Annotated in this window: 17 protein-coding genes; 5 read left to right on the top strand and 12 right to left on the bottom strand. The window is 44.3% G+C overall.

Annotation, left to right across the window (positions count from 1 at the left end; translation table 11 throughout):
• Nucleotides 1–10: 10 nt before the first annotated feature.
• The 4 genes from HMPREF9380_RS07115 to HMPREF9380_RS07130 form a co-directional block, all read right to left on the bottom strand.
• Nucleotides 11–2251: a DNA internalization-related competence protein ComEC/Rec2 gene (locus HMPREF9380_RS07115; protein WP_002932833.1), complete on the bottom strand. Its 2241-nt coding sequence runs from the start codon at nt 2249–2251 to the stop codon at nt 11–13.
• Complete coding sequence (locus HMPREF9380_RS07120) at nt 2235–2915, bottom strand: helix-hairpin-helix domain-containing protein (protein ID WP_032907278.1); 681 nt, start codon at nt 2913–2915, stop codon at nt 2235–2237. The genes HMPREF9380_RS07115 and HMPREF9380_RS07120 overlap by 17 nt, the downstream gene beginning before the upstream one ends.
• 148 nt (nt 2916–3063) lie before the next feature.
• Complete coding sequence (locus HMPREF9380_RS07125; RefSeq protein WP_002932827.1) at nt 3064–3612, bottom strand: HXXEE domain-containing protein; 549 nt, start codon at nt 3610–3612, stop codon at nt 3064–3066.
• A gap of 72 nt (nt 3613–3684) precedes the next feature.
• The gene (locus HMPREF9380_RS07130; RefSeq protein ID WP_002897977.1) at nt 3685–4425 is read right to left on the bottom strand and encodes a lysophospholipid acyltransferase family protein; all 741 of its coding nucleotides are present in this window, start codon (nt 4423–4425) and stop codon (nt 3685–3687) included.
• Between the two features lie 157 nt (nt 4426–4582).
• On the opposite strand from HMPREF9380_RS07130, the gene HMPREF9380_RS07135 reads away from it, so the two are divergent.
• The 4 genes from HMPREF9380_RS07135 to HMPREF9380_RS07150 all read left to right on the top strand — a co-directional run bounded on the left by HMPREF9380_RS07135 (nt 4583) and on the right by HMPREF9380_RS07150 (nt 8901).
• The gene (locus HMPREF9380_RS07135; protein WP_002932820.1) at nt 4583–6922 is read left to right on the top strand and encodes a cation-translocating P-type ATPase; all 2340 of its coding nucleotides are present in this window, start codon (nt 4583–4585) and stop codon (nt 6920–6922) included.
• Between the two features lie 120 nt (nt 6923–7042).
• Nucleotides 7043–7789 carry a tRNA1(Val) (adenine(37)-N6)-methyltransferase gene (locus HMPREF9380_RS07140; protein WP_002932818.1) on the top strand — a complete coding sequence of 249 codons (747 nt, stop codon included), beginning with the start codon at nt 7043–7045 and terminating at the stop codon, nt 7787–7789.
• Nucleotides 7779–8042, top strand: a complete 264-nt coding sequence (locus tag HMPREF9380_RS07145; RefSeq protein WP_002932815.1) for a GIY-YIG nuclease family protein — start codon at nt 7779–7781, stop codon at nt 8040–8042. The genes HMPREF9380_RS07140 and HMPREF9380_RS07145 overlap by 11 nt, the downstream gene beginning before the upstream one ends.
• On the top strand, nt 8035–8901 hold the full coding sequence (locus HMPREF9380_RS07150; protein ID WP_002932814.1) for a DapH/DapD/GlmU-related protein: 867 nt from the start codon (nt 8035–8037) through the stop codon (nt 8899–8901). Before HMPREF9380_RS07145 ends, HMPREF9380_RS07150 begins: the two co-directional genes overlap by 8 nt.
• Nucleotides 8902–8946: 45 nt before the next feature.
• Here HMPREF9380_RS07150 and HMPREF9380_RS07155 read toward each other — a convergent pair whose 3' ends face one another.
• The 3 genes from HMPREF9380_RS07155 to HMPREF9380_RS07165 form a co-directional block, all read right to left on the bottom strand.
• The gene (locus HMPREF9380_RS07155) at nt 8947–9480 is read right to left on the bottom strand and encodes an isoprenylcysteine carboxyl methyltransferase family protein (RefSeq protein WP_002915656.1); all 534 of its coding nucleotides are present in this window, start codon (nt 9478–9480) and stop codon (nt 8947–8949) included.
• A gap of 182 nt (nt 9481–9662) precedes the next feature.
• On the bottom strand, nt 9663–10409 hold the full coding sequence (locus HMPREF9380_RS07160; protein WP_002932812.1) for a DeoR/GlpR family DNA-binding transcription regulator: 747 nt from the start codon (nt 10407–10409) through the stop codon (nt 9663–9665).
• A 385-nt stretch (nt 10410–10794) separates the two neighbouring features.
• Nucleotides 10795–12366 (bottom strand): DEAD/DEAH box helicase, encoded by a 1572-nt coding sequence (locus HMPREF9380_RS07165; protein ID WP_002912002.1) that lies wholly within the window; start codon nt 12364–12366, stop codon nt 10795–10797.
• A gap of 356 nt (nt 12367–12722) precedes the next feature.
• On the opposite strand from HMPREF9380_RS07165, the gene HMPREF9380_RS07170 reads away from it, so the two are divergent.
• Nucleotides 12723–13121 (top strand): hypothetical protein, encoded by a 399-nt coding sequence (locus HMPREF9380_RS07170; protein WP_032907274.1) that lies wholly within the window; start codon nt 12723–12725, stop codon nt 13119–13121.
• Between the two features lie 28 nt (nt 13122–13149).
• Here the strand turns inward: HMPREF9380_RS07170 and icd are convergent, their stop codons facing one another.
• The 5 genes from icd to HMPREF9380_RS07195 form a co-directional block, all read right to left on the bottom strand.
• Complete coding sequence (gene icd / locus HMPREF9380_RS07175) at nt 13150–14361, bottom strand: NADP-dependent isocitrate dehydrogenase (protein WP_002932806.1); 1212 nt, start codon at nt 14359–14361, stop codon at nt 13150–13152.
• On the bottom strand, nt 14348–15466 hold the full coding sequence (locus HMPREF9380_RS07180; protein WP_002932803.1) for a citrate synthase: 1119 nt from the start codon (nt 15464–15466) through the stop codon (nt 14348–14350). The genes icd and HMPREF9380_RS07180 overlap by 14 nt, the downstream gene beginning before the upstream one ends.
• Before the next feature lie 2 nt (nt 15467–15468).
• Nucleotides 15469–18132, bottom strand: a complete 2664-nt coding sequence (gene acnA / locus HMPREF9380_RS07185; protein WP_002932798.1) for an aconitate hydratase AcnA — start codon at nt 18130–18132, stop codon at nt 15469–15471.
• A gap of 211 nt (nt 18133–18343) precedes the next feature.
• Nucleotides 18344–19252 carry a magnesium transporter CorA family protein gene (locus tag HMPREF9380_RS07190; RefSeq protein WP_002932797.1) on the bottom strand — a complete coding sequence of 303 codons (909 nt, stop codon included), beginning with the start codon at nt 19250–19252 and terminating at the stop codon, nt 18344–18346.
• 337 nt (nt 19253–19589) lie between these two features.
• Nucleotides 19590–21134: a peptide chain release factor 3 gene (locus tag HMPREF9380_RS07195; protein WP_002932792.1), complete on the bottom strand. Its 1545-nt coding sequence runs from the start codon at nt 21132–21134 to the stop codon at nt 19590–19592.
• Between the last annotated feature and the right edge of the window lie 153 nt (nt 21135–21287).

The following is a 21287-nucleotide window of genomic DNA, read 5'->3' as shown; positions in this document are numbered from 1 at the left end:
AGCGCGGCTATCAGCGAACCGTTTCAATCCTCCAGGAATTCCAACCAGTCAACCGAATGGCCCCCTGCTGGTCAGTTCGATAGATGGCTGTATTAAACTTCTCAAATCTTTGCAAAGTTTCCTGATGCGGATGTTGATAACGATTATTCTGGCCAGCTGATATCAAGGCTAGTTTCGGCTGAATTTGCTCTAAAAACTCTGGACTGGAAGAGCCTTTGGAGCCATGGTGTCCTGCTTTTAAGACATCTGCTTTCAGCTGAGGGAAGCGCTGCAGCAGTTCAATTTCTCCCTGCCTTTCCAAATCACCTGTAAACAAAAATTTTGTCCGAAAGAACTCCCCGTAGAGTACAATCGAATCATCATTTCCACCGTCGCCTACCCCGCTAGGATAGAGAACCTGCAAAGCTGAGTCAAATACCGGAATCTCATCTCCTACTTCTACGACATGGACAGAAGTTTCTATCTGCTCCAGCTTTTGAACAAAATCAGGCTGAGTGAGGCTTCCTTTGGAAACGTAGATTTCCTTGATAGAAAAATGCTTGGCCACCTCCAGCATATCGCCCATGTGGTCGGCATCGGTATGAGTCAAGACCAATACATTCAGATTATCAACACCGCGACTTTTGAGATAGGGAATTAAGGTCTTTTCTGCATTGGATGAAGCCTGTCGCTCCTGCCAAGCCTCTTTCTTTCCTATCTCGACTCGTCCTCCTACGTCAATCAAAACTGTCCTACCCTGCCAGTCACGGAGAAAAATGCTATCTCCTTGACCAATATCCACCACTGTAATCTCATTTTGCAGCGGATGCTTTGTTAGGAAAAATAAGAGAAGAGCAAGCAAACTAAAAGACAGAAGCCAGCTTTTCTTTCTCCGAAAGTCATAGATTAAAGCCAAAACCAAAAGCAGAGCGACCAGTAACCAGAGGTTGGGCTTCCCAAAAATCAAAGGACGCGGAGCAAAATCAGCTACCCAACGAATCACATCTTCAAGTATCTCAAAGAAAAAATTGACCTGAGAGATTTTTATCAGTGGTGACAAAATAAAAATGAGGGTTAAGCCTGGCAGCATCAGCAGGTCAAAGAGTAGTGAAAATAGAAAAGTTAAAATCACGGACCAGGGCTGAAATTCAGAAAAATAGTAGATTAGTATAGGCAAAATCCCCAATGAAATAGTCAGACTTTCCGCTAAAAGCTTCCGAATCGGCGGCAACTTTTCAAAATCCATCATAGAAATCAAAAAGGCATAGGCGCAGGACAAGACACCGCCTGCTGTCAGAAGAAAATTGGGCATGATGATAAAGAGAATCATCAGTGTCAGAGCAAAATTATCTAATCTGGTCAATCCTTGCTGGGCCAACAATTTCTGAACTAAGCTTCTGACGACAGAAACAGAAAAGCCCGTCAGTCCAGCATAGATAAATGAAAGAGGCAGCTGCAAAGCATTTACTATCTCCCTCTTCATCCCCAAACGTAGAAGAATTCTGCGAAAACCATCCAAAAAGAAACCTACCTGCATACCAGACAAGGCAAACAAATGGATGATACCCAAGCTAGAATACAGGTCACTCATTTCCGCAAACTCCGTATCTAAGTCACCAAACAAGAGTCCTGTCATGTAATGGCTCATTGGACTAGGAAAATTACTTCGAATATAGACCAGCGCTTTTCTGCGCCAGACAGACAGCCAATCCAGTGGATTCAGGCTGGAAATTGGTCTTAGTGACTGAATTTTATTGATTTTTAAGGTACGGTAAATCCCCTGACTCTTTAAATAAGCCTGATAGTCAAAGCCCGAAAAATTTCGTTGCTGCTGGGCCTGTTCAAACTCTCCTTCAATATCAAGGATGACCAAATCTGTCAGTTGCTGAAAATCCTCCTTTTCACTGGCTGATTTGATCTTGTAGAAGACCTGATAAAGTCGACCATCCGTTCGCCCTCGAAAGGATAGGGAATCTCCATTGACTTTGATCGTATCTGGCAAAACTTGAACCGAGCTAGCTGAAGGAGGTTCCTGCCTAAAGACCTGCTCTGCCATTTCCCGACGAAGCAAGAAAAAGAGAACAAAAAGGGACAGGAATGCCAAGGCAGCTAGACTTTTTTTGAGAGGATAGCTGAAAAAGAGACGAAGCAGAAGGACACCCAGCCCAAAATAAGCCAAGGAACTGCCAGAATAGACTGCAAAATAGGCCCATACAAGGATGAAAGCTAGATAGATAGGGGTGAGGGGTAACTTTTTAATCCACTGTGACATATTCTTTCAGCTTTTCTAAGGTCTTATCTCCAATACCTGACACCTTTTTCAGATCATCTACTGACTTAAAGCGGCCATTGCTTTCGCGGTAGGCGATGATGTCAGAAGCCCGCTTCTGTCCGATGCCTGAAATAGTCTGCAGTTCAGCCTCTGTCGCCGTATTTAGATTGACCTTGTCCGACTTTCCACCACCGGCACCAGCAGAATCAGAAGATCCTGCTTGATGCTGGCCAGTCTGTGTGACATCAGCTCCTTCTTCACCAATCTTTGCCACATAGATTACTGCTTCATCCGTTAATTTTTGTGCCTGATTAATGGACTTAGCCTCGGCGTCTGCTGTCAATCCGCCAGCTTTTTGGATGGCTTCATGGACTCTCGCTCCTGCTCTCAGCTCATAGACACCAGGATTCTTAACTGCGCCTTTAATATCCACAGTAACTTGCTCGCTCTCCTCTTCGTCCGACTTAGCCTTAGAAACAATCCTTTCGCTTTCTTCATCAGCTGAGCTGGATGAGGAAGTTAGCTCTTGGCTCAAGGCGGTTACTTGATTTTGCGGTTGATGATTTCCTTTGATAAGGAAAAAACTACCTAGCACAGCGCCAACTACTGCCAGACCGACAAAGAGCTTGTATTCTTTAAGCTTTTCAATGATTTTTTCAAGCATATTTTTCTCCTTTGTCTTTTTATTCGTAAAAGATTGCAAAAAAATAAAACAAGCCGAGAATATTTTCAGCTTGTCATATTTTAAAATCTTTATTTTGCAAGAAGTCGTATAGATAGAAAGGCCATTGACAAAAATAGAAGCTGCAATATCAGTCTGCTTTGCTTATCCTGTATATCCAAGCTTCTATCTTTTGAGCTCTGCTATGTAAAAAAGCCAGATTTGCCAAAAGAAAAGCCATCACTAACACGCTTAGAATCAGAAGCAGCGACCAAGAAACTGACTGCTGACATAGATAAAGGATGAAGACTAAGATGAGTATAGGAAAAGTCGTCAAAGCTGTGAAGCCGCCCGGTACCCAGCGACGAAAGCGAAACACTTGCATGATATGGCCCAGCAGATGAAGAGTATGACAGAAGCCAATAGCCAAAGCTAGCTCGGGAATGCGAAATAGAATGGCAAGCAACAAAAGGATAAAGGCCAGCAGAAATTCCTCCGCAATCATCAGAGCTATACTTTCAGCAGAAAGATAACTTCCTCTTCTGGCAATAAACATCTCCTTTTGATAGTCTTGATGTTCTTGATTCTGAGAAATCCAAGGCCGAACCAGGATAATCTCATCAAACTCGTGCAGCATGAAAAGCGATAAGGTTACAAAAGATAAAAAAGCAAGAGACATAGTATCCTCCTTATAAAACATACCTACATTATAACTCACTCACATACAAAAATCAGCTCCCAAGCAAGATTGCTCAGCAAGCTGATTAGTATCTTATTTTCTGTGCTTATCCGGATCCCAGACAAAGCTAGCAAAAAAGCTGAAAATGATGGTCAAAATTCCAATCAAAATAGCAGGAATAAAGACAAAGGCACGTAGAATCCGTAAGAAGATATTGCCTTTCTTTTGTGTCTGGTAAGGGGCCACTTCAGCATCCAAACGGTCAAACTCCGCATGAATACGGCGAGCTACTTCCTCAACTCCCTCATCATTCATCTTCTTAATGTCTGAAATGTCAATTGGATTACCAAAATTCATATCCACACGCTCTCCAGCTGCCAAGCCTTTGAGGCTCATGGGACCAGCATAGACTACTGGCATGATACGGACCTTAGCCATCTTAGCAATCACTGCCACTCCTCCCTTGACATCCGTAGAATGGCGGCTGCCGCTTGGGAACATAATCAGAGAACGATTGCTCTTTTTCAGCATATTAACAGGGTACTTGATAGCTGACGGACCAGGATTTTCCCGGTCGATAGGAAAAGCACCACACATGCGAATCCACCAGCCGAACACCCGATTTTCAAAGAGCTGTTTCTTGGCCATGAAAATGAACTGCTTGGGCTTGGTCGCAAAAGCCATGTAAACTGGATCCCACCATGTCCGGTGAGGGGCAACCAAGATATAATTTTCATCTTTTGAAGGAATCTTTTCTTTATTGTGGTAATGCGCATTGCCGTTTAAGGTCCACAGGATAAAAATCACTAAACCTCGCAAATAAGTATAAAACATAAACTCTCCTTATTTCAAACTGTGATTGTACTTGAAATTGATTACATCCTTTCCCATTATACCCTATACCCTTATAGTCTGCAATATTTTTCCAAACTTTGGCTGTAACAGCTGATTCTGATAGCCATTTCCATAAAAAAATGGTATCATTAATCTCATGAACAAGAAAGAATTAATCGGTTTAAACCAAACCCAAGTAGATGAAAAGATTTCGCAGGGCTTGACCAACGATTTTACAAGTGACACCAGTACTAGTAACTGGCAAATCGTTAAGCGGAATGTTTTCACCCTTTTTAATGCCCTTAACTTTGTTATTGCTGTTGCTTTGGTCTCTGTCCAAGCCTGGAGCAATCTAGTCTTCTTCGCAGTAATCAGCTTTAACGCCGTCACTGGTATTATTACAGAGCTGCGAGCCAAACACATGATTGATAAGCTCAATCTGGTCAGCCGAGAGCTGGTCACAGTCATCCGCGACGGCCAGGAAGTCAAGATTCAGCCAGAAGAAATTGTACTGGGTGATCTGATCAAGCTGTCAGCCGGCGAGCAAATTCCCAGTGACGCCCGTGTAGTAGAGGGTGTTGCCGAGGCCAATGAAGCCATGCTGACAGGGGAGAGTGACTTGGTTCTCAAGGAAGAAGGCGCTGAGCTGCTGTCTGGTAGCTTTCTGGCCAGTGGGCAGATTTATGCTGAGGTGCACCATGTCGGCGCAGATAACTATGCCAACAAGCTCATGACTGAAGCTAAAACACTCAAGCCTATCAACTCCCGCATTCTATACAATCTTGCGAAAATTTCCCGCTTTACCGGAAAAATTATCATTCCTTTCGGAATGGCTCTCTTCTTTGAAGCCCTGATGATAAAGGGATTGCCTGTCAAAAACTCTGTCATTACCAGCTCAACAGCTCTTTTGGGTATGCTGCCTAAGGGAATCGCCCTGCTGACAGTCACGTCACTTCTGACAGCTGTCATCAAGCTAGGTATGCGCAAGGTTCTTGTTCAGGAAATGTATTCTGTTGAAACTCTGGCTCGGGTGGATACTCTCTGCCTGGACAAGACCGGGACAATTACCCAAGGTAAGATGACTGTTGAAGCCTTGCATAGCCTGTCGGATAAGTTTTCTGATGAGACCGTCGGTCAAATCTTAGCAGCCTACATCCAAACCAGCGAGGATAATAACCCAACTGCTCAGGCTATCCGCAAGGGCTACGGCCATCTGGACCATGCCTATACTAGCGATAATGTCATCCCATTTTCTAGTGACCGAAAATGGGGCGCTATGCATTTATCCAGTGTCGGAACTATCTTTCTGGGAGCGCCCGAAATGCTGCTGGACAGCAATCTTGCAGCGGTTGGAGAGGCTCAAAAACGCGGATCGCGGGTTTTGGTGCTGGCTCACAGCGACCAAGTGCTAAACAAACACAGCATCCAACTGCCTGAAGATATGACTGCTCTGGCTGTTCTGGAAATCACTGACCCTATTCGTGAGGGAGCGGCTGAGACACTGGATTACCTGCGCTCTCAGGATGTTGATTTGAAAATCATCTCTGGTGACAATCCAGTGACTGTTTCCCATATTGCGAGCCAGGCTGGATTTGCCAACTACGACAGCTACATCGACTGCTCTAAAATCAGCGACCAAGAACTGGTTGAGCAAGCTGAAGAAACAGCCATCTTTGGCCGTGTTTCTCCCCATCAGAAGAAGCTGCTCATCCAGACTCTCAAGTCCGCTGGTCGGACAACAGCCATGACGGGAGATGGTGTTAATGATATCTTGGCCTTGCGTGAAGCAGACTGCTCCATCGTCATGGCCGAGGGCGACCCCGCAACTCGGCAAATTGCCAACTTGGTCCTTCTTAACTCCGACTTTAACGATGTCCCTGAGATTCTTTTTGAAGGTCGCCGAGTCGTTAACAATATCGGCCGGATTGCTCCGATTTTCTTCATCAAGACCATCTATTCCTTTATCCTAGCTATCATCTGTATCGCCAGTATCCTGCTCGGAAAACCTGAATACCTCTTGATTTTCCCATTCATCCCAATTCAGATCACCTTGATTGACCAGTTTGTCGAAGGTTTCCCACCCTTTGTCCTCACCTTTGAGCGCAATATTAAGCCGGTTGAAAAGCACTTCCTCAAACGCTCCCTGCAGCTGGCTCTGCCAAGCTCCCTCATGATTGTCTTCAGCGTGCTATTTGTTCGCATCTGGGGCAGCAGCCATGGCTGGAGCGACATAGAAATGTCAACCCTGACCTACTACTTGTTAGGCAGCATCAGCTTCCTGTCCGTCATTAGGGCATGTCTGCCACTCAACCTCTGGCGCAGCTTGCTCATTATCTTTTCTGTCTTTGGCTTCTATCTATCAGCCTTTGTCCTGCAGCACCTTTTGGAAATTGCAACGCTGACAGCCGCAACTTTGCCAGTCTATCTGATTCTCATGGTCATTTTCGGACTTATCTTTGTTGCCTGCACCATCAAGCAGAAATACAGATTTGATTAAGGACTGAATTAGCATTTAAGCTCATGTAAACATGCGAGAACCATCGCATGTTTTTTTTGATTGTGCAAAAACTTCCCATATCCCTTTGGAATCCTTGCTAAATCATGCTATAATTGACTTATGAACGAAGCAAAACTAAAAGACGGAGAACGCGTCAACCAGCTCTTTTCGACAGATGTCAAGATTATTCAAAATAGTGAGGTCTTTAGCTATTCGGTAGATAGCGTGCTGCTTTCCCGCTTTCCCAAGCTGCCCCAGCGGGGGTTGATTGTCGATCTCTGTGCTGGAAATGGCGCTGTTGGACTTTTTGCCAGCACTCGCACCAAGGCCAAGATTCTAGCAGTCGAGATCCAAGAACGTCTGGCTGATATGGCCGAGCGCTCCATCGAGCTCAATGATTTAACTCAGCAAATGCAGGTCATTCAGGACGATCTGAAAAACCTAGGACGCTATATCACTGGCAGCAAGGTTGATATGATTCTCTGCAATCCCCCATATTTCAAAGTGGACAAGCAATCCAATCTCAATGAAAGCCAGCACTACCTTTTAGCCCGCCATGAAATCTCAACCAATCTGGAAGAGATTTGCAAGATTGCCCAAAGAGTCCTCAAATCCAATGGTCGGTTGGCTATGGTTCATCGGCCAGAACGCTTTTTAGATATTTTAGATACCATGCAAGCCCACAACCTGGCTCCCAAGCGCATCCAGTTTGTCTATCCAAAGCTGGGTAAAGAGGCCAATATGCTGCTTATCGAAGCTATTAAAGATGGTTCCCGCGACGGTCTAAAAATCCTGCCCCCTCTTTTTATTCACAATCAGGACGGCAGCTACACTTCGGAGATTCACGAGATTTACTATGGAAAATAAAGCCTATATGTACGTGCTTGAATGCGGGGATGGCTCCCTCTACACCGGCTACACAACGGATGTCCAAGCCCGACTCAAAAAACATCAAGCCGGCAAAGGCGCCAAGTACACTCGTGCTCGCCTACCAGTTACCTTACTTTACCAAGAAGAACACCCTAGCAAGCCGTCTGCCATGTCGGCTGAAGCACTTTTTAAAAAGAAAACTAGACAAGCCAAACTGGCTTACATCAAAGAAAGGACTCAAAATGCCTGAAATCCAGTTTAAAGGCGACTTTCATCATATCGAAATTTCCCCAGATGCCCAGCTTGATATTGGTCAAGATGTCATCTTCCAATCCTTTACTAGCCTGAATGTTGCAAGTGGCGCACAACTCAAGCTAAGAACCCGAGTTTTCTTCAATGACCATTGTACTGTCCGCTGTCAGCACTCTATCAAAATCGGGAAAGACACCATGTTTGGAGATGGGGTTCGCATTTTTGACCATAATCATCAGTATTCTAATTACCATATTGAGAAGATTGATTTTACTGTTGCGCCAGTCAAGATTGGAGCTAACTGCTGGATTGGTGCTAATACTGTGATTCTCAAAGGTGTGACCATTGGCGATAATGTCATCATTGGAGCCAACAGCTTGATTTTCCAGGATATTCCCAGCAACTCTATCGCTATGAGCAAGGAAGAGCTTATCATCAAGGAGCGTCCACAAGGCAATTTCCATGCCTTTACGCTGACAGCTTCTGATACTTTGGAACAACTGGCCTATTTAGCAGAAAATCTGCCAGAATTAGAATTTCACATAGCTGCTAAGACCAATATTTCTCCTTACTTAGCCAGCTTTAATGACTATCCCAATATCAACCTCTACACCAATATCCACCAGGATGACTTTATTGAGGACTTGCTCGATAGGGCTGATATATACTTGGATATCAATCACTGGGGAGAGGTAGACCAGATTGTCCAAAGAGCTATCAGCAAGGGGAAGCCAGTTTTGGCTTTCAGCCAAACTGCCCACCAGCCTGAAGAAAATACTTTACTTTTCGAATCGGACCAACCCCAGCAAATGGCTGATGAAATACGAAAATTATTGAAAGAAAAGTCTAGGACATAAAGATCCTAGACTTTTCTTTTGCAGTCGATATGTATTTTATTAACTTTATTCACCAGCAATTCCATTTGGAATGATAACTTCCTTGAGTAACTGCTCTTCTTCTTTGATACGGACATAGAGGGTGATACAGTAGAGCGGAAAGAGGATGAAAAGAGCAAAGTAAGCATGACTGAGCAGGGCCAAGCCCACCAATTCTGGTACAACATTCAGGAAATAATTAGGATGTTTGACATTGCGAAAGAGCCAGTGGTCGACAAACTTATGATCCTTAACCAGCATAAGCTTGATGGTCCAAACTGGTCCCAAGAGCTTGGCAACAAGGTAGAGCATAAACATAGAAAAGAGCAACAAGACAGCGCCCAGTAGGCTCACCAAGTCAAAAGCTGGCTTTTTCAGCAGCAATTCCAAAAAGCAGACCGCATAAAAAAGCATGTGCAGGTACTTCATAATATTTGAGTTTTTCACCCCGTACTCCATGCCACCCTTGGCCAGAATATCCTGCTCATTTTGAGAGGATTTCCTCAAAAACACCAAACGAAAAAGCGACACAGCCACAAAAATCACTATATTGATTGTCATAAGACCTCCTAAAATTTAATAATACATTTTATTATATAAGGAATTCCGCGACTAAGTCAAGACTGTTGTTTACAAAATCGACCAAGATATAAAAAAGCTGCGACTAGAATTTCTAAACAAGATCCCAGTCACAACCTCTATAAAATATTTATTTGAAGCAAGTTTCTCTCATCGGTCAGAAATCACAAAATTTCAACATAAGTGCTGTATTTTTCCTTAACTTTCGGAGCGATATTGTCGTCTGTCACAACAGCACTAAGGTTGTCCAGCCGGTAAAAAGAATAGAAAGAATAGCTATCAAACTTGCTGTTATCGGCTACAATGTATTTGCTGATGGCATTGTTAAGGATAATCGCGTCGCCGTTGCCTTCCTCTTCATTACTGGTGGTAACATTATGACCGTCAATGCCATTCGCCCCGATAAAGGCCTTAGAAACCTTGATTTCTTTCAAAAGATTATTGGCAAATTGACCGACAAAGGTTTGAGTCTTAGCCCGATAGCGTCCGCCAATCAGAATTAAATCTAAGTTGCCTCTTTCTTTTAACTTTTCAAAAATTGGTAGCGAATTGGTAACGATGCTGATATTTTTGCCATCCAAATAGTCTCCTATAAAATCCGTTGTGGTGCCTGACCCAATAAAGACCGTATCCCCGTCAGCAATCAAATCCGCACATTTACGGGCAATCTGCTTCTTCTCCTCAACATTCAGCATTTGCTTTTCTGAGTGGGAAATCTCGTTGAGAGCATTTTTGACCTTCTTATGGGCTCCGCCATGAACACGGGTCAGCATGCCCTGCTTCTCCAAATCAATCAAATCCCGACGGATGGTCATATCCGTGACACCCAGCATTTCCTTGAGGTTTTTAACAGCAACTACACCTGTTTGATCCAGTTCTTGCAGAATGATTCTATGTCTACTTTCTTTCATTTTACATTCTCCTTTTGCTCCTGAATTTCTTACAGACTCACCTTCACCTTATTATACAACAGTTCCAGCATATAAACAAAGATTTGTGAATTTTTTTATTTTAATTTACTGATATGTTGAATTTTAACGTAAAAATTAGTTGAAATAGTTCAAATCCTGTTCTATAGCAAAAACACCAGAAACAGTTCACAGCAGAAATAAGACGACTATTATTTACTTTGAAAAACAGGACTGCTTCAATCAGCATGATTAAGGAAACTACATTGGCTCAGACTTATATTTCTATAGGACTGTCGATAAGCGGACTCATCGAACAAATAAAAAGAGAGAACTTGCATTCTCTCTCGACGCTAAAATTGCCGCCAACTCTAATTAACAATCTGCCTTATTTATCACCCTTGTTGCGGATAACAAAGCCGGTTTTCTTCTCGCTAGAAGTATTGCGTGGCTTCTTGTGATCCTTGCGGTAGCGATTTTCTTTGTCAAAACGCTCGTCTTTGCGACCTTTCTTAAATTGATCGCGACGGCCACCTCGGTCACGGCGATTGTCATTACTGCGACGGTTGCTATTTCCGCCCCGACTGCCCTTGCCTTTTCCACCAAAGCCTCCGCCAGACGGTTTAAATGGCAATGGTTTTTCACGGGCAATTTCTACTTCAGGAAGGGCATCTGGATCCTGCACCGTCAAGCTGAGGATATACATAGCCAGCTCTTCTGGGCTGAATTCTGCTGCCAGCTTGCGGGCATCCTTGCCAAATTTCTCAAAGTTAGAACGGATGCTTTCATCAGCAAAATCGCGTTCAATCTTCTTAAGAGCAACTTTTTTCTTAGCTTGGAAAGCTTCTTCTGCAGTGGCAGGCTTGAGGCCTTTCATACGCTTCTTGGTCAGATTTTCGATAATCTGCAAATAACCCATTTCATTTGGCGCTACGAAAGTAATAGACTGACCTGACTTACCAGCGCGACCAGTACGACCAATCCGGTGAACATAGCTTTCTGGATCCTGCGGAATGTCGTAGTTGTAGACATGGGTCACACCAGAAATGTCCAATCCACGCGCTGCCACATCTGTCGCCACCAAGACATCCAGATTGCCGTTTTTAAAGTCGCGTAGAACGCGGAGTCGCTTGCCTTGGTCCAAATCACCATGGATACCCTCTGCTCGGAAACCGCGGATTTTCAGACCACGAGTCAGCTCATCCACCCGGCGCTTGGTCCGGCCAAAGACGATAGACAGCTCTGGCTGCTCCACGTCCATCAGGCGAGTCATGGTATCAAATTTTTCATTTTCTTTGACACGGATATAATACTGGTCTACAAGCTCCGTCGTCAACTCTTTAGCAGCAATCTTGACATGCTCAGGCTCCTTCATAAACTTGACACCGATGCGCTTGATAGCATCCGGCATGGTCGCTGAAAAGAGCAAGGTTTGACGCTCTTCTGGCACACGTGAAATGATAGACTCAATATCTTCCAAAAAGCCCATGTTAAGCATTTCATCCGCTTCGTCCAAGATTAAGGTTTCAATCTGATTCAGCTTAAGCGCCTTGCGTTTGATCAAATCCAAGAGACGGCCAGGTGTTCCTACGACGATATGAGCACCAGACTTGAGGGCCTTGATTTGCTTTTCGATGCTGGAGCCACCGTAGACAGAACGCACCTTGACCCCCTTGCTGCGGCCAAAACGGAAAAGCTCTTCCTGACTCTGCACAGCCAATTCACGGGTTGGAGCGATAATCAAAGCCTGCACAGCAGGATTATCTGTATCAATCTTCTCCAAAGTTGGGAAGCCAAAGGCTGCTGTCTTTCCTGTCCCAGTCTGGGCCTGACCAATGACATCCTTACCTGCCATAGCAAGTGGAATTGTCTGCTCTTGAATAGGGCTTGCTTCTACAAAGCCAGCTTTTTCAATTTCTGCTAGTAATTCAGCAGATAAATGTAATTCATTAAATTTCAATGTTCTTCTTCTTTCTAAAGGCGGTGCGAAGCCACCTTATAAGGCTTTTGATACTCAACTATCGAAACATACCAAGTGCTTTTCTCTTGCTAAATCTCGATTTTCTGAGAGTATTCGCTCTTCTCTTCATAAATATGGTCTCTCAAGTCTAGGCACTAAAAAAGCGCCGACTCGGTCGCTAGTTCCCACTGAATAGAAAAACTGTATTTCTGCAACTAATCTAGTATACCACAAAAGCACCTAAAAAGATAGGACTTACCTGTAAAATATTTTATTAGAGATTCTTTTGTAAAAAATGAAAACTTGAAAATCATTTTCAAAAACATTATAATCTACAAATGAGAAAGGAGACAGGTATGAATAAATTTTTACGAGTGACTTTCATTTTACTTATCTTAGCTATGCTGGGCGCGGCTATGATCCAAATTTTTCATCCCCAGCTCTTGGGTAATAAATCCATCTACGGCCTAGCTCCCTACTGGCAGCGGGAAATTGGTTTCTGGAATCTGGCTATCCTGCCTTTAGTCATTGCTGCAAACATGAAGTATGATTGGTTCTATCTGCGTATGACCCTACTAGCACTGATTCTGGGCGGTCTGGGCTTTGGTACCAACCATCTGCTACGCTATCTGGAAAAGGCTAATCAAGCGAATCTACTGGGCTGGATTGAAAATTATCTGCTAGTCTTCTGCTGGATCATCGGCTGGGGACTGGAATATCGAAAAAGACAAAAAAGTGATGAAGAGACTGTCTAGATAGGCAGATTCTTCATCATTTTTTTCATTATGGACACTTTTCTATATTAGCTACCAGCTCCTCAGCAAATTGACTAGTGGTCAGAGCTGCTACTCCTTCCAGCTGACTGGCAAAATCCCCTGTCACTTTTTGCTCAAAGAGAGCCTTCTCAATAGCCTTAGTCAGGAGCTGAGAGACCTCTGACCAACCAATGTAATCAAAGAGCATGGCCCCCGATAAAAGAAGAGAACACGGATTAGCCTTATTCTGACCCGCTATATCTGGCGCCGTCCCATGAGTAGCTTCAAAAATAGCATGACCAGTCTCGTAATTGATATTGGCTCCTGGCGCAATACCAATCCCGCCCACCTGAGCAGCCAAGGCATCGCTGGCATAGTCACCATTTAAATTGGTCAAAGCGACAACATCAAATTTCTCTGGATAGAGCAAAATCTGTTGCAGAAAATTATCCGCAATGACATCCTGGATGATTAGTTTTCCAGAAGCCAGCTCGTCCGCATACTCTCTTTGAGCTAGTTCATAGCCCCATTTCCGAAAGCCGCCCTCTGTAAATTTCTGGATATTGCCCTTGTGAACCAGAGTGACACGCCTCAGTCCTTTGGCTAGAGCATGGTCAATAGCCGCCCGTATCAGCCGCTCACTTCCCTGCTTAGAGATAGGCTTGATTCCAATAGCAGAGCTTTCTGGGAAGCGAATCTTGTCAACCTGCATATCCTTCTGCAGGAAATCAATAACTTTTTGGACTTCAGCCGTTCCACTCTCCCACTCGATCCCTGCATAGATGTCTTCTGTATTTTCCCGAAAAATTGTGATGTCAGTCTTCTCTGGGTGCTTGAGCGGACTAGGAACTCCCTTGAAATAACGAACTGGCCGCAGGCAGGCATAGAGATCCAATTCTTGTCTCAGCGCGACATTCAGCGAACGAATCCCTTCTCCGACTGGGGTTTCTAGCGGGCCCTTAATTGCCACCAGATGACTCTTAATCGTTGCCAATGTTTCATCCGGTAGCCAGTCATCCATCAGGTCCGCTGCTTTTTTCCCAGCCAGAACTTCCTTCCAAACAACCTTTCTCTGCCCGCCATAAGCTTTTTCCACTGCCTTATCAAAGACCAGCTGGGCATTTTCCCAGATATCCACTCCAATCCCGTCACCTTGGATGTAAGGAATAATAAGACCATCCGGTACCTGCAACCGCCCTTTCTCAAACAAAATCTTATCTGCCATTTTATCTCCTTCCAATGGGAAGATACTCCAAACCTTGAGCACCAATATAGTTAGAACGTGGCCGAATCAGCTTATTGTTCTTGCGCTGTTCCTGAATATGGGCAATCCAGCCAGCCACCCGACTCATAGCAAAAATCAGGGTGTAGATACTGCTGTCAATGCCCAGTACATGGTAAACCGTAGCCGAATAAAAATCGACATTCGGTATCAGATGCTTGGTATGCTTCATATAGGCTTCAATTTCCTCTGAAAGCTGATACCAGACCTCATCCTTAGTCCCCTGCGTCAAGTCCTTGGCCATTTGACGCAGGTATTTTTCACGCGGATCTTGGGTCTTGTAAACTCGATGACCAAAGCCCATAATCTTCTCGTGAGAGGCTAGCTTGAGGTCTAGATAGGCCTGACAATCCCCTTCCTCTCTGATCTCTTTCAGCATATCAAAGACACATTCATTAGCACCGCCATGAAGGGAACCCTTGAGCGCTCCAACAGCTGCGGTCACGCAGGAATAAATATCGGTCAAGGTTGAGGCGCAGACTCGAGCCGCAAAAGTTGAAGCGTTGAGTTCATGGTCGGCATGGAGCACCAAGGCACAGTTAAAGGCTTTGACTTCAAGCTCACTAGCTTCTTCTCCTTTGAGCATATAGAGGAAATTAGCCGCAAAGCCTAAATCCTCACGTTGCTCTATCGGAGTCTGACCCGACCTCAGTCTGGCAAAAGCCGCAATAATGGTCGGCATCTTTGCCATAAGCTGGATGCTCTGCTCGTAGGTTGCTTCTAGAGATGCTTCCTCAGCATGGACATTATAAACGCCCAAAAGACTGACCGTTGAGCGCAAGACACTCATGGGATGAAGGTGCTTGCGGGACTGGATAAGGATGCACTGCTCCACCGCATCGCTAATGGCATAATTAGCTCGCAGGTCCTCCTCAAAATGCTTGAGCTCAATTTGAGTCGGCAAATGCAAATGCCAGAGCAGATAAATCACCTCTTCAAAACTCGCGTGGTGCTCTACCAATTCAGAAATATTGTAGCCTGCATAAGACAAAGAATCATCCACAATCTGGCTAATCCGAGTATCACAGGCAATGGTATCTTTCAAACCGTCCGTCTGACTCATGCTCACACCTCCTCTAATTTCTTTCTAACGACCATGGGCAAAATTCCTCCGTTTTCATAGTAACGGATATCCGCCTCTGCATCAAAACGCAGTCGAGCTTGAAAAGCTATTTTTTCAGCACCTTTCCGCGCTACCACGTCAACTAACTGCCCAACTCGCGGGTTCTGTGGCAGATTGATGTCGAAAGTCTCCTTGCCTGTTAAGCCCAGACTATCCGCATTTTCTCCCTCTAGATACTGCAAAGGAAGAATCCCCATCATGACCAGATTGGACCGGTGGATACGCTCAAAACTCTCTGCCAACACCACCTTGACACCCAAAAGATTAGCCCCCTTGGCTGCCCAATCACGGCTGGACCCCATACCGTAGTCTTTGCCAGCTAGGACAATGGTGTCAATTTGCTCTTCTTTGTAACGCATGGCCGCTTCATAAATGGATAGCAACTCTCCTTTATAATCTGTGTAACCACCAATTTTCCCATCCGCCAATTCATTTTTAATCCGAATATTGGCAAAAGTCCCCCGCATCATGACCTCGTGATTACCCCGACGGCTGCCATAGGAATTAAACTCTTGGTAATCCACTCCATGCTCCAGCAAATAGGAAGCTGCTGGGCTGTTTCTGGCAATATTTCCTGCTGGGGAGATATGGTCTGTCGTCACCGTATCCCCAAATTTTGCCAGCACTGCAAGATTTTTCAGTGGCTGAATGACTAAATTATCAGCTAAGCCATCAAAGTAAGGTGGATTTTGAATATAGGTCGAAGCCTGATTCCACTGATAATTTTGAGAAGAGGCTGTCGGAATCTGATTCCATTTTTCATTGTCATCAAAAACATGAGCATATTCTTTTTCAAAAAGCTGCCGTGTCACATATCTTTGAACATAGTCAGCAACCAAGTCATGCTCCGGCATCAAATCCATCAAATAGACTGGCTGCCCCTTTTGATCATAACCCAACGGCTCACTAGTCAGATCGATATTGGTATTTCCAGCCAAAGCATAGGCAACCACCAAGGGCGGACTAGCTAGGAAATTGGCCTTGACCAATGGATTGATTCGTCCTTCGAAATTTCTATTTCCTGAAAGAATAGCACTAGCCAGCAAGTCAGTATCCGTAATCGCCTGAGCCACTTCCGGTCGGAGATTTCCTGAATTTCCAATACAAGTAGTGCAGCCATAGCCGACAAGATTGAAACCAAGCTGATCCAGATAAGACTGCAGGCCACTCTTCTTGAGATAGCCTGTGACCACCTTGCTGCCGGGAGCCAAAGAAGTCTTGACAGTCTTTGAAACCCGTAAGCCTTTTTCTACTGCGTTCTTGGCTAAAAGCCCTGCCGCTATCAAGACATAGGGATTAGATGTATTGGTACAGCTAGTAATGGCAGCGATAGCCACATGGCCTGTCTTAATCGTCTCCTCATGATCAGAAAATTGAACCACTGCTGACTTTTCCAGCTCGCTCTCATCTAGACCAAAGCCTCGGACCCCCACTTCTCTCACTAGACTAGCTTGAAACTCCTCTTTAGCAGCTGTTAATTCAATCAAATCTTGGGGCCGCTTGGGGCCTGAAATACTCGGAACAATGCTGGACAAATCAATTTCGACTACCTTGGTATAGTTCGGCTCAACCTTTTCATCATAGAAGAGGTGATTTTTTTGAGCATAGAGACGGGTCAGCTCGATATGATCTTCTGACCGATTGGTCAGACGCATGTAATTGAGCGTTTCCTCATCTATCGGAAAATACCCACAGGTAGCTCCGTATTCCGGCGCCATATTAGCCACTGTTGCCCGGTCAGCCAGACTTAGATTAGACAAACCAGGCCCAAAGAACTCGACAAATTTACCAACAACATTTTCCTGCCGCAAGATTTGCGTGACCTTTAAAGCCAAATCTGTCGCAGTCGCAATTTTAGGCAGCTTGCCCAAGAGACGAACACCAATCACCTCAGGAACTGGGAAATATGAAGCCTCACCTAGCATGGCAGCTTCAGCCTCAATCCCACCGACTCCCCAGCCCAGAACCCCGATACCATTAATCATAGTCGTATGACTGTCCGTCCCAAACATGCTGTCCGGATAGAGTTGCCCATCCTTCTCAATGATGACATCACTGAGAAATTCGATATTGACCTGATGGATAATCCCAGTAGCAGGGGGAACCGCACGATAATTATCAAATGATTTTTCTGCCCACTTGAGAAATTCGTAGCGCTCATTATTGCGGACAAATTCTTGGTTCATATTGGCCTCTAAAGCTGTATCACAGCCATAAAAGTCCACCTGAACACTGTGATCAATAACTAAATCAACAGGAATCTCTGGATTAATCTGATCGGCTTGACCTCCCTGCCCGACAATAGCATCGCGCATACTAGCCAAATCCACTACGACAGGAACACCTGTAAAATCCTGGAGAATGACTCGACTAGGCTTAAAAGGAACTTCTCCGCTTGGTGATTTAGCTTGATAATACATTAAAGAGCTAATGTTATCTTTTGTTACATCAACACCATCTTCCTTACGAAGAACACTTTCTAATAATATTCGTATAGAATAAGGAAGTTTTTCTATATCCCCTCCTAGTAGAGCCGAGGCTTTCCCAAGGTCTATGTATTGGTATATTTTACCTTTGTAATTTAAATCGTTTAGGTATTCTGCCATATTTCTACCCCTCACTTATTTTAAATTGTTTTATATTATACTTTATTATGAAATTTTATGCAATAATAATTATAATTTTTATGTTATATTTTATTACATAAAGCGACAGTTTTTTAAATGCAGGCAAACTGTACTAATCATTTTCTTTCCAAAGCAAGAAAAAACAAGCACTATTCTCGGTGCTTGTTTTAGGAAAAATAATTTCAAATGTTTACTTCTTATTGGCTAACCATTTAAGAAGCTTGGTCAGAAGTCCCCAGATAATCAGACTAATGACAACAATATAAATCCAGGCATTTTTATCATTAGACAAAGGCAGAGGAACATTCATACCAAAGAAACCAGTGATAACTGCAAGCACTGCCAGAAGGACCGAAATAATGGTCAGGACCGTCAGATTGTCATTCAGATTGTTGTTCAGGATATTATTGTAGGAGCCAGAAAGCTGGCTGAGAACTTGAGCAATCAGATCGGTCATGGAGACGAGCTGACGAGCCTCAATCATAGCATCCTCAAACTGCTCGGTTTCTAATTCATCAAAACGTCGGTAAATGCCATGACTTTTGATATGCTCTAGGAGCATGCGATTCTGCTTAGCTGCAGCAACTAGATAGACCATAGAAGTTTCCAAGTCAGACAGGGCAAAAAGATGCTTTTTGGTAGTTGTCTGACGCAGGAGAGCATTAATCTCATCCTTGCGCTTGTCCATTCGCTCAACAACCGGATAGTAAGAATTGGAGATCAACTCTAGACTAGCAAAGAGAAACTTATAGACCGATACTGGCTCATGGTGCTCAGTATAAGCCTTCATCATATTGACAACATAGGCATTATCCTGGTTGCTGATCGTAATGAGCCGTCTCTGTTGCACCACAAAGGTCATAGGAATCGTCTCATAATGTTTCTTATCTGTCGCTAGATCAAGGACATTGTAGATAAAGACAACAGTTCCATTCTCACGATTGTAGTCCATGTGAGCCCGCTCGTTCTTATCCAGCGCATACTCGATGGTCTCCTGATCAATTTCATAATCCTGATAAATCCGGGCGTTCTTTTTGAAACTATCTGAGTCAATGTTGATCCAGACAGACTGATCTTTTAGTTTTCTTTCCAGAAACATGGAGCTCCTTTCTACAATGTAGAATAATTCTCTAATAAACTAGCACCCAACTTCCTAAACTCTTCCTGCAAGTAAATATGCAATGTCGGAGCACAAAACCAATCAAATCAACTGTCTCGCCTGACGAGATTAGTCAAGTGGCTAGCAAGGGGCCAACTGAACTCGGCCTTAGTAACTTTAGTTTGTTATACAATCATAACAATCCCATTCACTTCGACACGGAGTTTGGCAAATCGATTTTATTTGCCAAACGCAGTTAGTAAGGTACTTAGCCATAGTCCCATAGGACATGGCGTAGATTGCTTAGACTACTATGTAGCCAAGCAATCTTAGGACGTTACATCTTCTCTTCCAGTTTAACATCTGGATACTTGTCCGCGAACCAGCGCAAGGCAAAGTCGTTTTCAAAGAGGAAGACTGGCTGGTCAAAGCGGTCTTTGGCCAGGATGTTACGGCTAGAAGACATACGCTCGTCCAGGTCATCTGGTGAAATCCAGCGGACAGTCTTTTTGCCCATAGGATTCATGACCACTTCAGCATTGTATTCATTTTCCATGCGGTGCTTGAAGACCTCAAACTGGAGCTGACCGACAGCGCCCAGCATGTACTCGCCTGTCTGATAGTTGGTATAAAGCTGGATGGCTCCCTCTTGTACTAGCTGCTCAATCCCCTTATGGAAGGATTTTTGCTTCATGACATTTTTAGCTGAAACCTTCATAAAGATTTCTGGAGTAAAGGTTGGCAGAGGCTCAAATTCAAACTTATTCTTGCCTACAGTCAAGGTATCACCGACTTGATAAGTTCCTGTATCATAAACCCCGATAATATCACCGGCCACAGCATTGGTCACATTTTCCCGACTCTCGGCCATAAACTGGGTAACATTGGACAACTTGGCGGACTTGCCAGTGCGAGGCAGATTGACACTCATACCGCGCTCAAACTCGCCAGAAACAATACGAACAAAGGCGATACGGTCGCGGTGGCGCGGGTCCATATTGGCCTGAATTTTAAAGACAAAGCCTGAGAAGTCTGGGCTGAGTGGCTCGACTACCTCGCCATCTGTCTTCTTGTGGCCATGCGGTTCCGGAGCAAACTTGAGGAAGGTTTCCAGGAAAGTCTGGACGCCAAAGTTGGTCAGTGCTGATCCAAAGAAAACAGGTGTCAGCTTACCAGACAAAATCGCTTCTTCTGAAAATTCATTCCCAGCTTCGCTCAAGAGCTCAATATCTTCCTTAACTTGCTCATAAAAAGGATTGGAAGCAAACAGTTGGTCACCTTCTGCCAGAGTCGCAAAGCGCTCCTCGCCCTTATAAAGCTCCAGCCGCTCATTGTAGAGGTCATAAAGACCTTCAAAGCTCTTCCCCATGCCAATCGGCCAATTCATCGGATAGCTGGCAATGCCCAAAATATCTTCCAGTTCTTCCAACAAGTCCAAGGGCTCGCGACCGTCACGATCCAGCTTGTTCATAAAAGTGAAGACTGGAATGCCACGGTGTTTCACAACCTCAAACAATTTCTTAGTTTGGGCCTCAATACCCTTGGCCGAATCAATAACCATGACCGCAGCATCCACCGCCATCAAAGTCCGATAAGTATCTTCTGAGAAGTCCTCATGTCCTGGCGTATCTAGGATATTGACCCGCTTGCCATCGTAGTCAAACTGCATGACAGAGGAAGTCACTGAAATCCCCCGCTGCTTCTCAATATCCATCCAGTCAGACTTGGCAAAATTACCCGTCTTTTTCCCCTTGACTGTCCCAGCCTCACGAATCTCGCCTCCGAAGTAGAGCAACTGCTCCGTAATGGTCGTCTTCCCCGCGTCCGGGTGGGAGATAATGGCAAAGGTCCGTCGTTTCTTAATTTCTTCTTGTAAAGTCATTTTCTTCTCTTTCTTTCATTTAGGATAATGGTGAATCCTAGTATTTGTTTTTTTATTTTACATCGGAGTATTCCAATCCTTTCAACCTACCTATTATAGCGGATTTAGCGCTTTTTTTCAATTATCTAAAGAAGATAAAAATCGCCCTTTCGA

The organism is Streptococcus sanguinis SK49 (assembly GCF_000212815.1).
In the GTDB taxonomy this organism is placed as follows: Bacteria; Bacillota; Bacilli; order Lactobacillales; family Streptococcaceae; genus Streptococcus; species Streptococcus sanguinis_C.
The sequence above is the reverse complement of the archived record's forward strand: the minus strand, read 5'-3'. Positions and strand labels throughout refer to the sequence as shown.

Excerpts from the sequence above, each read along its gene's own strand:
- HMPREF9380_RS07130 (WP_002897977.1), bottom strand. The coding sequence starts at position 4,425 with ATGTTTTATACTTATTTGCGAGGTTTAGTGATTTTTATCCTGTGGACC.
- HMPREF9380_RS07120 (WP_032907278.1), bottom strand. The coding sequence starts at position 2,915 with ATGCTTGAAAAAATCATTGAAAAGCTTAAAGAATACAAGCTCTTTGTC.
- HMPREF9380_RS07145 (WP_002932815.1), top strand. The coding sequence starts at position 7,779 with ATGGAAAATAAAGCCTATATGTACGTGCTTGAATGCGGGGATGGCTCC.
- acnA (WP_002932798.1), bottom strand. The coding sequence starts at position 18,132 with ATGGCAGAATACCTAAACGATTTAAATTACAAAGGTAAAATATACCAA.
- HMPREF9380_RS07155 (WP_002915656.1), bottom strand. The coding sequence starts at position 9,480 with ATGACAATCAATATAGTGATTTTTGTGGCTGTGTCGCTTTTTCGTTTG.
- HMPREF9380_RS07140 (WP_002932818.1), top strand. The coding sequence starts at position 7,043 with ATGAACGAAGCAAAACTAAAAGACGGAGAACGCGTCAACCAGCTCTTT.
- HMPREF9380_RS07125 (WP_002932827.1), bottom strand. The coding sequence starts at position 3,612 with ATGTTTTATAAGGAGGATACTATGTCTCTTGCTTTTTTATCTTTTGTA.
- HMPREF9380_RS07150 (WP_002932814.1), top strand. The coding sequence starts at position 8,035 with ATGCCTGAAATCCAGTTTAAAGGCGACTTTCATCATATCGAAATTTCC.
- HMPREF9380_RS07195 (WP_002932792.1), bottom strand. The coding sequence starts at position 21,134 with ATGACTTTACAAGAAGAAATTAAGAAACGACGGACCTTTGCCATTATC.
- HMPREF9380_RS07135 (WP_002932820.1), top strand. The coding sequence starts at position 4,583 with ATGAACAAGAAAGAATTAATCGGTTTAAACCAAACCCAAGTAGATGAA.
- HMPREF9380_RS07115 (WP_002932833.1), bottom strand. The coding sequence starts at position 2,251 with ATGTCACAGTGGATTAAAAAGTTACCCCTCACCCCTATCTATCTAGCT.
- HMPREF9380_RS07170 (WP_032907274.1), top strand. The coding sequence starts at position 12,723 with ATGAATAAATTTTTACGAGTGACTTTCATTTTACTTATCTTAGCTATG.
- HMPREF9380_RS07160 (WP_002932812.1), bottom strand. The coding sequence starts at position 10,409 with ATGAAAGAAAGTAGACATAGAATCATTCTGCAAGAACTGGATCAAACA.
- HMPREF9380_RS07180 (WP_002932803.1), bottom strand. The coding sequence starts at position 15,466 with ATGAGTCAGACGGACGGTTTGAAAGATACCATTGCCTGTGATACTCGG.
- HMPREF9380_RS07190 (WP_002932797.1), bottom strand. The coding sequence starts at position 19,252 with ATGTTTCTGGAAAGAAAACTAAAAGATCAGTCTGTCTGGATCAACATT.